The sequence below is a fragment of the Pseudomonas sp. OV226 genome (assembly GCF_003148705.1).
Classification (GTDB): Bacteria; Pseudomonadota; Gammaproteobacteria; order Pseudomonadales; family Pseudomonadaceae; genus Aquipseudomonas.
The window spans coordinates 120,622-129,723 of sequence record NZ_QGGS01000018.1; the positions used below are offsets into that span (position 1 = coordinate 120,622).

At 51.6% G+C, this 9,102-nt stretch carries 13 protein-coding genes and 1 pseudogene; 8 read left to right on the forward strand and 6 right to left on the reverse strand.

The window, feature by feature from the left end:
- The first annotated feature begins 126 nt into the window (after positions 1–126).
- Both C7534_RS23680 and C7534_RS23685 read left to right on the forward strand, forming a co-directional pair.
- Positions 127–1,035 (forward strand): DUF2167 domain-containing protein, encoded by a 909-nt coding sequence (locus tag C7534_RS23680; protein ID WP_109787221.1) that lies wholly within the window; start codon positions 127–129, stop codon positions 1,033–1,035.
- 166 nt (positions 1,036–1,201) lie between these two features.
- Positions 1,202–1,561, forward strand: coding sequence for a hypothetical protein (locus tag C7534_RS23685; protein WP_109787222.1), 360 nt, complete (start codon positions 1,202–1,204; stop codon positions 1,559–1,561).
- A gap of 131 nt (positions 1,562–1,692) precedes the next feature.
- On the opposite strand, the gene C7534_RS23690 is transcribed toward C7534_RS23685, so the two are convergent.
- Positions 1,693–1,932, reverse strand: a complete 240-nt coding sequence (locus C7534_RS23690) for a hypothetical protein (RefSeq protein WP_109787223.1) — start codon at positions 1,930–1,932, stop codon at positions 1,693–1,695.
- Positions 1,933–2,297: 365 nt separating this feature from the next.
- Here C7534_RS23690 and C7534_RS23695 point away from each other — a divergent pair, with 365 nt between their 5' ends.
- From C7534_RS23695 to C7534_RS32925, 5 genes are all read left to right on the forward strand, one after another.
- Positions 2,298–2,660 (forward strand): NUDIX hydrolase, encoded by a 363-nt coding sequence (locus C7534_RS23695; RefSeq protein ID WP_109787224.1) that lies wholly within the window; start codon positions 2,298–2,300, stop codon positions 2,658–2,660.
- 150 nt (positions 2,661–2,810) lie between these two features.
- Positions 2,811–3,131 carry a hypothetical protein gene (locus C7534_RS23700; RefSeq protein ID WP_109787225.1) on the forward strand — a complete coding sequence of 107 codons (321 nt, stop codon included), beginning with the start codon at positions 2,811–2,813 and terminating at the stop codon, positions 3,129–3,131.
- Positions 3,132–4,800: 1,669 nt separating this feature from the next.
- Positions 4,801–4,992 carry an Arm DNA-binding domain-containing protein gene (locus tag C7534_RS32915; RefSeq protein ID WP_442963229.1) on the forward strand — a complete coding sequence of 64 codons (192 nt, stop codon included), beginning with the start codon at positions 4,801–4,803 and terminating at the stop codon, positions 4,990–4,992.
- A 102-nt stretch (positions 4,993–5,094) separates the two neighbouring features.
- The gene (locus C7534_RS32920) at positions 5,095–5,397 is read left to right on the forward strand and encodes a hypothetical protein (RefSeq protein ID WP_256594807.1); all 303 of its coding nucleotides are present in this window, start codon (positions 5,095–5,097) and stop codon (positions 5,395–5,397) included.
- Positions 5,398–5,448: 51 nt separating this feature from the next.
- Positions 5,449–5,973, forward strand: coding sequence for a hypothetical protein (locus C7534_RS32925; RefSeq protein ID WP_256594808.1), 525 nt, complete (start codon positions 5,449–5,451; stop codon positions 5,971–5,973).
- Between the two features lies 1 nt (position 5,974).
- Here C7534_RS32925 and C7534_RS23715 read toward each other — a convergent pair whose 3' ends face one another.
- Positions 5,975–6,235, reverse strand: a complete 261-nt coding sequence (locus tag C7534_RS23715; protein ID WP_335739951.1) for a helix-turn-helix transcriptional regulator — start codon at positions 6,233–6,235, stop codon at positions 5,975–5,977.
- Positions 6,181–6,312 carry a hypothetical protein gene (locus C7534_RS32930; RefSeq protein WP_256594809.1) on the reverse strand — a complete coding sequence of 44 codons (132 nt, stop codon included), beginning with the start codon at positions 6,310–6,312 and terminating at the stop codon, positions 6,181–6,183. The genes C7534_RS23715 and C7534_RS32930 overlap by 55 nt, the downstream gene beginning before the upstream one ends.
- A 198-nt stretch (positions 6,313–6,510) precedes the next feature.
- On the opposite strand from C7534_RS32930, the gene C7534_RS23725 reads away from it, so the two are divergent.
- Positions 6,511–7,044, forward strand: coding sequence for a glycoside hydrolase family 19 protein (locus C7534_RS23725; protein WP_109787228.1), 534 nt, complete (start codon positions 6,511–6,513; stop codon positions 7,042–7,044).
- Between the two features lie 407 nt (positions 7,045–7,451).
- Here C7534_RS23725 and C7534_RS23730 read toward each other — a convergent pair whose 3' ends face one another.
- The 3 genes and pseudogenes from C7534_RS23730 to C7534_RS23740 form a co-directional block, all read right to left on the reverse strand.
- Positions 7,452–7,931: a hypothetical protein gene (locus C7534_RS23730; protein ID WP_109787229.1), complete on the reverse strand. Its 480-nt coding sequence runs from the start codon at positions 7,929–7,931 to the stop codon at positions 7,452–7,454.
- 95 nt (positions 7,932–8,026) lie between these two features.
- Positions 8,027–8,428, reverse strand: coding sequence for a hypothetical protein (locus C7534_RS32940; protein ID WP_109787237.1), 402 nt, complete (start codon positions 8,426–8,428; stop codon positions 8,027–8,029).
- A 1-nt stretch (position 8,429) separates the two neighbouring features.
- Positions 8,430–9,102: pseudogene (locus C7534_RS23740) on the reverse strand (polymorphic toxin type 44 domain-containing protein); the annotation flags it as partial.

Sequence of the window (9,102 nt, forward strand, 5' to 3'; positions counted from 1 at the left end):
GACTCGAACTCTTATGGATTCAGGCCGGAACTCTCAACTGCGGATGCCGCCGCGCAGCGCTTTGGTGTGCTGTAACGAAAAGCATTACGCCGGCCCTAGTAGTTATTTTATGGTTTAAGGAATACGATGAAAAATTTTCGCCCAATTATTATGCTGGCACTACTTTGTGCGTTTGACACTGCTGTACAAGCAGCCAGCAATCCAGCGCCGATATCCACTGAAGATGCTCAGGTGCAACAATCTGCCGAGCAGTTTCTCACCACGCTGAGGCAGCAGCACGGCACTATCATACTGCCCGCCGGCATCGCGACACTAAAGCTTAATGAAGAGTTTTACTATCTGGACCCGAAAGACACTGAGCGTTTGTTGACCGATGGTTGGGGCAATCCGCCAGGCCACAAGACCCTGGGTATGATTGTGCCTAAAGCTGTTAACCCACTGACTGCCAACGGTTGGGGTGTGATCGTCACCTACAAGGACGACGGGCACATTTCTGACGAGGACGCAGCAAAAATCGACTATACCGACCTGCTCAAACAAATGCAGGACGCAGATGAGGAAGACAACAAAGCACGCGAGAAACAAGGTTATGCCGGCTTACACTTACTGGGTTGGGCTGAGCAGCCACATTACGACGAATCCACCCACAAAATGTACTGGGCTCGGGAGTTAAAAGCCGATGATGCAGAAAACAACACGTTGAACTACAGCATTCGGGTGCTGGGGCGCAAAGGGGTGCTGGAATTGAACGCCGTCGCCGCCATGACAGACCTCCCGCTCATCAAGCAAGAGTTGCCTAAAGTCATCGCCTTCACCAATTTCACCGACGGCAATCTTTATACGGATTACAGTCCTGGTACCGACAAACTTGCGTCTTATGGTTTGGCAGCATTGGTAGGCGGTGGCTTAGCGGCCAAGGCTGGCCTGTTTGCGAAGATTGGGGTTTTCCTGTTGGCAGCGAAGAAGTTTCTGGTCATAGGGCTGCTGGCATTCGCAGGCTTTATTCGCCGACTGTTCAGCCGCAAGTCCCCTTAATTAATTCGAGCGGGGTGGTTCCGCTACGTTGACGATGTCGGGCGTATAGTTTCTGATGGTATGAAAAAAACTGGTTCAACAAATAGCACATATGCGCTGATCCGATCTGCAGCCGAAGTTGCACCTCTGTGATCCATTTCTCCCAACGTTATTCTTTGTGAAATTCATGGCTAGAAAGACACCTGAACAAAAAAATGAAGAGGCGCGCCGCTACATTGCTGCTATGGGGGCAGCCAATGCAGCAGAACTGGCACCCTTTCTGACGGACCCCAATCAAGGCATCCGCGCGGCGGCTGCCATGAATCCGGATGCAGATGCAGAAATATTGGATCGCTTTGCGAGTGACAAATTTTGGGGCACACGTATGGAGGTGGTGCATAACGCCAATGTCAGCCATTCAACTCTGCTTAGACTGTTAGAGTCTGATGTTCGAAAACGAGGGGTAGTCCATCACGCCGCGCGCGCGAAGCTGGAAGAGCTCGGTTTTATGTTTGGTGCAGATGGCATGCCGGAAGATGTGGCGTAATTCAGAAAGCAGCAGGCACCCCCAATCCATTTTTCGGCGCTAAAAGCATTTTGGTCTCGACTAGCAGCTTACATACCGTTGTCTCTCTGGTGTTTCGCCCTAGTCGGTACCAAGACCGGGACTCGATCGCCCTAGGCTACAGGCTCGGCTGTCACCTGATAGTCGCTCAGCAATCCCGTCTTAGTGAGCTCACTTCCTAAATAATCGTTTTCCTGGGCTAGTTCGCCGATTTTGACGTGCAGGACCTCCAGTTCGACGGGTGGAACGTTAGGGCCGCTGTACTCGCTAAACGCGGCTGTGCGTTGACCACCAATCGGCCTTTCCACTCGGAGACCTGATTGGAGATCATAGTGCTGGGCCAGTTCGGCCATCGTCTTATCGCTATGAGTTGCGGCCAAGCCACCATTCGCCCTGCGGGTCGGTGAGTGGCTGTGGCGGGGTCGATGGGTGACGCGCTGCTCCTTGTGCGGCGATTATCATCGCCTCAATGAGCAGGAAATACATTTATAGGACTGCTCAATTTCCGGCGCCACTTCTGACACCCGATACGCCCCCGTTGGAAGGCTCCCACTTTGCCTCTGGCGTAAAAAGCCGAATTAATGGCGTATTGTGTCCAGCTTTTCTAGGGTCACCTCATTAAATTCTAAAGCCTTTAGGCAGTCACTAACAGGCTCATGACTTACAGTAGGCATAAGCTTGCTGAAGCCTTCTTAAAATTACGTTCTGCGAGACAGAGATGAAAGTCAAAGCCACAGTTATTTGCGAGAGAGATAAGCATATTTTGCTTGTTCGTAAATCGAAGTCAAAATGGGCATTGCCCGGTGGCAAGGTGGAGGCTGGCGAAGCTATTGTTGGTGCTGCCGCTCGAGAACTTCAAGAGGAAACAGGGTTAAGCAGTGAACAACTTCTATACATTTTTGAGTTCGATGCGGGCAAAACGCATCACCATGTTTTTGAGGCCTCGGTACTAGACAATACAACCGCCACCCCTAAAAACGAAATTACCGAATGTATTTGGCATCCCCTCAGCGGACTACATGATCTAGATGCAAGCGACTCTACAAAATCGATTGCCAGGTTTTTCAATCGTCGTCTTTAACTACGTGCCAGCGTCGGGGCTAAGCAGGAAACTGACCTTTAAGCTCAATGGGCAGCCCCCAAAGATTCGCCGATCAGCGCCGTCTTTCTTCAAATAATAGGCCTCTAAGTTTGATTTTTTTACGCTTAAAAACATTTAGGAGGCAGCACGTTGTTCGATGAGCCAATTCCCCATCCACGAGAACTCATTATTTCTGAGTTGGAGAAATGCAAAGCTCAATTCTTCGCGGATGGTCGGACGATCCAACAAATCCCTACCGGTAAAAGTGGCTTGGCCCCCAAGCCTGTATTATTAAATACGCATCAAAAGCACCAACAAATTAAGCGAGCAGAGTTTGCGCCAGCGTTACGTAAGCTTGTCACAGCCGGCGGTACTCTCAAAGACGCCGTTAAGGCTCTGAAATTGAAAGAATCTCGTGTGCGAATGATTGCGGCGGAAAATGGCATCGTGTTAAGTATTGACTTGCATTGAGCGTTGGCGTTCCCTGGCCGCGGGGGCAAATGATAGGGCTCAGTAGTGCGCTCTACCATTGGCCGTGTTACTGAGAGGCTAGATAAAGTGAGTCGGATTTTAGTTTGAGTTTGATGCGAATGAGGTGATACGCAACATGTAATCAGCAATATCTCCAGTTTCTAACTCCGCCATCTCCAGAGATTACCAAGGGTGGGGCAATATGGTTATCTGTCAAAAAAATGAGGATCGCTTGAGCTTTGTATCAAAGTTAGCAACGTAGCTACTTACTTTTGCTTGATTGGTTGTGCTAGCGTGTCCTGCGGCAAGTTGCCGCTTAGGCTATTAGAATGGAATGCAATATGAAAAATGCTTATGTAGAATACCGACCAAAATCAGTGCTACAAACTCATGGCGTTACTCACCATGTGGTTATTGTTGATGGCGTTGAGGTCGGGGAGCAGCACACAACACAGCTTTCCGCTGAGAAGTGGGCTTGTGCGAAAGGTTACACCGTTCATGTTGCAAGAGAGCGGCATCGTCAAGATCAACCGACTCCTGCGCACTGGCGGAAGTCAGACTGCAAGCCCTAAATTAATACAGTAATTTAGGGGGGGCTTGTCGATGGGCTTAATCTTTAAGGCTATCGGCAAGACCGAAGAATATTTTACTATTTACTCTTACCTCATCACTTCTTGATGATTTGCACAGCGCGACTCCCGCCTTTGTACCAGCCTCAAAACAAACTGGTGAGCGACCCCGCACCAAAGGACTGCAATCGTGCACTGCGGTTAAACTGAGTGTGTGAACGAGCGAGGGGTTTTGTATGCAAATAGGGAATAGAATTTTTTTACAATACTAGCGACTGCATTACTCGTGCCGCTAAACGCCATTGCGAACTGGGGCGACCTGACACTCGGCGAACTGAAAGGACGGGTAGCCAGTTTCGCTCAGACAGAAAGGCTTGCGGGAAGCAATATTGAAGACGCTTTAAAGATATCCGCTAGTGAAAGTTGAGCGATGCTTTAAAACAAACTATGGGGGGGATTTCCTACCAGACCACCTGATGTTATTTATGCAGGCGTTATACAAGAAGTATGCCAGCGCAGCGAGCCTGACCCCGGGGATATAATCGGTGCTGCCTACTATGACGATGTATTGCAAGTTATTTGAAAAAGCGATAGTTCGAGGCGGTTCGTAATAAAATGCTGCTTGCCCCAGCGAGCCAAAAATCCTGCCTTAAAAAAACGGGCTCATGTTTTATGAGTATGAATATTCGTCCTGAAATATAAGCTGGGCGATTTCCCTGAAATTTTGGTGTGAAAGCCAGTGCTATCAAGCAACGAAATCCGGCCTCAGCCCGAAAGGTCCAAGCGAAACCATAAATAAGTTGGGGGCACGTACCCCCCCCCACAAACCTAGATCATAATCGACATCAGGCGGCCGCTGTTTCTCGCTTGAACCTGTACACCGTGGCAACGCCACAGTCAGTCAGCTTGGGAAGCTGAATAGCATGGAATATCAGTAAATTTTTATCCGTCTCTGATGATGCTAAAAATCGTTATAAATCAATGCCTTAAAACCACATCTCTAGTGTCAATGCGTATCAGGTAATCTGCTGTTAATTCCGGCTAACAGACACCTCTAACAGACACCTTGCCTGATGCTAACAGACAAAAAAATACGATCAATGAAACCCGGCGAGACCGACTGCACGCGATCCGATCAGCGAGGTTGTAGCGGCAGCGGTGTACTGGTAGTCAAAGTTAAAACCACCGGCGTCAAAGAGCTTTATTACGTTCGCTATATCCAGCAGATGATCCGCCGCAAAAAGCTGGGTAATTGGCCGGACATGACATTGTCCGATGCGCGGCTCCTTTGAAGTGAGACCGGCGAAACCGATGCGTCTGGTGGTTCGCTCTCGCTGCTCCTCGATTCCTATGTTTCAAAGCTCAAGGCCGAAGGCGCGGCATCGCACGATGATGTGAAGTGGTCATTCAAGAAATACGTCACCGAGCCGCATCCAGAGATTGCGAAGCCGCCGGCCACCCTGGTTGAGCCTGGCCACATCAAGGACATTCTGTCGAAGATGATCCCAGCCGGTGTGACCACTTTTACGAACCGAGTCAGAGCCCGGCTGCATGCGGCTTTTCAACACGGCCTCAACCAAGAAAATAATCCTCGGGAGTATCTGAAAGACGGGATTCAGTTCGGGCTGAAGCACAACCCTGTGGCGGGCGTCCCTGTGCAGAAGGACTGGGAGAAGCCTGGCGAGCGCGCGCTTTAGGCAAAAGATCTGGGCACGCTGTGGAACCTACTGCCGGAGGAACTCAGTATCGTGACGTCTGAACTGATCAAGTTCTCTATCGCCCCGGGTGGCCAACGGCCTACTCAGTTGCTGACCTCGGACCGGAGCATGTATCACAAGGATCACGTCTTGATCCGGGATGCGAAAGGTAAGGCGGGGGAGCGCGCTGCGCACGCTGTGCCGCTCAATGAGCTGGCGTTGGGTTGCCTGGAGCGATTGTCGATGATCACTGCCAAAGATGCATACCCGTTCTCAGGCAAAGATCTGACGGAATCAATTCACACCAACTCGTTATCTAGGGCCGTCAGCAAGCTTTACTCAAGGCATAAGAACGACTTTGCCGGACCATTCACGCTGAGGGATATTCGGAGGACGTGTAAAACCCTGATGGGTGTGGCTGGTATCAGCAAGGAAATCCGAGACCGGATTCAGGGGCATGCGTTTTCTGATGTGTCGTCCAAGCACTATGACCGCTATGACTACTTAAAAGAAAAACAGGCAGCCCTTGAAGTATGGGCTGCTTGGTTAGTGAATGAAGCGAAAGTGGTAGCCTAGATCATGCAGCTTCACGCTGACCCCACTCGGCGGGTGCGCGGTGCCAGATGGCGATCTCGGATGCTCGCCATCCAACTCTTCCGGGGGATATTCGCACCTGAGATGGGAGCCGTTTAGCTTTGACTTCGCGCCGCAGCGTTGAATGGGAAAGGGAAGTGACTCGTAGCACCTCTGCTTCTCGAAGATATCTGTCCAGTCCTTCCATCACTAGCTCTCCTGGGCGCGATGCGCGATGCCTTCGGTCCGGCGTTGCTTGCTGCATTTGTCGCAGATGGTGACCAGATAGGTGGAAGCCATTTGCCCTTGGCGGATTTGGGCGGTTCGACGAAGGGCACTCATGGCGTCACTCGTTTGAACTCGACGACCCAGAGCCGGCTGGTCGACCACCGTCGAGTGCAACGGCGGCAAGCATGGCAAGGCGAAAGCCAAGGGCAAGAAACCGAAGAAAGTCGCGACGCCGCTCAAGGTCGTGACCCTGTAACCGCGCAACTGCGCATCCCGGCCGCCACGTGCGGTTTTTTTATGCCTGGAGTTTGTATGCCCATCACGACGAAGCAGTTGCTGCAAATCCTTCCGAACGCCGGCATTAAAGCCGGCGTTTTTGTTCCAGCTCTCAACACCGCGATGCAACGATTCCAGATTGTTGGCAGTAAACGGGTTGCTGCCTTCATTGCCCAGATCGGCCATGAACCCGGCCAGTTGGTCTACGTGCGTGAGATTTTGGGACCGACACCGGCCCAGGCGCGATACGAGGGCAGGGCAGACCTGGGCAACACCGTGGCCGGTGACGGCTTCAAGTATCGCGGCCGGGGGCTGATCCAGATCACCGGGCGTGCTAACTACGCTGCGTGCGGTGAAGCATTGGGCGTCGATCTGATTGCGCACCCCGAGCTGCTGGAGCAGCCGCAGTATGCTTGCCTGTCGGCGGCTTGGTTTTGGGCAATGAACGGACTGAACACCTTGGCCGACAAGGGCGACTTCGAGAAGATCACCCGCCGCATCAATGGAGGGCTCAATGGTCAGGAGGATCGGTTGAAGCTTTGGGGCAGTGCGGTGGCGGTGCTGGTTTGAGAAAAAGCAAAGCCCCGAAAATTCGCGGCCTCGGGGCTTCTATTTTCGTCGGCATCCCTCAATGCCTGGCGAACGTGGCGACGAGGCTACCAGTGATGGGTTGGTAATTCACTACTGAAATTGTGGGATTGTGTTCGTTCGGCAGGACGCCGAGGAGGCCCCCCTCCATTATTATCCAGTTAGATTTACTAACTCCGTATGAATGAGGCTGGAAATTTTGGCGGCGGTAGGGAAGTTGACGGGAACGAGTATTGTAGAATTCTCTCGCTCGCTCACATCTACAGTTTAACCGCAGTGCAGGATGACAGTCCTTTGGTGTGAGCGGGCTACCTACTTATTTTCCCTACTTGGTATAAAGACCGCCCTCATCCTGCGCAGGACTCGCATTACAGGGGCAAGGGAGCTCTCTAGGGGACGTGATACCAGTACACAACCGCTGCCATCAGCCACACGACAATCCACCGTCTTATGTGTAACGGTCTTTCTTCACTTGTAGTCATGCTTTTGGTCTTCTCCCATCCGCTCAGCACAGCCAATCCGGCCAGCCAAACGAAGGAAAGCAACCAGACGTAGTAGCCGTAGGAATACCCAATAACGGTGAACCTCCCGTCTTCGTCATACCAAGTAACCAGCTGTAATTGAACCGACAGCCCTGCCATTAACGCGAGTACCGCGTAGATGAATCTGTTGTCGGCGATCCGCGTCCTATAGGCCGCGATGAATAAGGGGTTTGCTAACCAAGCGATGTACCCGTAAACGAGTGAAAGCAACCCCGCGATGAATGCGCCCCAGCCCGGGAGGGTGGATTGGGTGAGCGTACCATGTAGCCAGTTGTCGTCTTCTTTCCACACCGCTGGCAACATCAGGCTCAACAAGTACAGGGCCATACCGAAATCACGCAGTTCGAGTCGTCGCTTATGCCTCTTCAAAGTTGTGATGCTCCGTCGCCGCGTGAAATCCTGTGCGTACTGGCCATTATTTCTCAACGCCGGAAAGGGTCACGTTCGCCCGCACATTGTTTCAAACGAATGACAACGTCTGGGGCCGTTTTCGCAGTGTCGATTCGACCTGTAGCGTCAAGGTAAATGTCTATCATCCTCCCCCATTTCGGCGTCACATAGAAACACCTTTGCGCTCCTTTGTCGGTCCACCAATCGAACCTCATGAAGAAATCCTTATCAGGAAAGATATGGCCCCATTCAACGGATGCACCGCCACCTATGGGCATTTCGCCCTTATAGATTCGATGCTTAGTGTTCCAGATGTATCGAAACTCTTCCTTTCCTTCATGTGAAAAATTGACTGCTACGACTGGAGAAGCCAAGTACCAAAATGCAACGGGGAGGACTAATAGGGCGACAAGCGCCCAACGGCCATACCTGATTTTAGTTTTGCTTGCATTTGTGTTCACGGATGCCTGCCCCCCATGCTTCTGCTGGTACTGCTAGAACTTCGTCCATCACCATTTTTGCCGTAACTTCCCCATTCGGATGTTGACTGAATAGTTTTATCCCAATGCTGATCGAAGTCCGGTCGGGGGCGTCGTCCCATGCACGGAGCCCGTCGATGTCGCTCGAGCGATGGGGCCCAAGGAGTTTCTTTCCTCTTTAGGTTTTTTTAGGACCTCAGCCACTTTCCTGAGTGTGTCTGAAACGATTTGCTCGGCACCTGCGCCATCCAAAAGGATGCTTTCGGAAAGCCCACCAGTTCGTCCGACGTATCCATAATGAATGTTCGACCAAATATCATAGTAGTAATCGTAATCCCCCTGTTTGTGGTAGACGACTCCATTGTATTTCTCGGCGAGTATCGGTTTGTGGTCCCACGGACGATCTTCCCCCACACGCTCAGTAAAAAGGGCCATAGCCGCTGCGCCTTTGGAAGCAGCAATTGCTTGAGGGCTGGTGGCGCCAATCTGGGCATACCAAGGCAGGGCCATCTGCTTGCGGGTCTCTCCAGCAATGTCGTAGCTCAATAGTTCCTTCATCTTCAAGACTGATGGGTGGTGGATGTTGGTATTCATTTCGCTGGCAATATATGCAGCCAGTTCTTCCATCA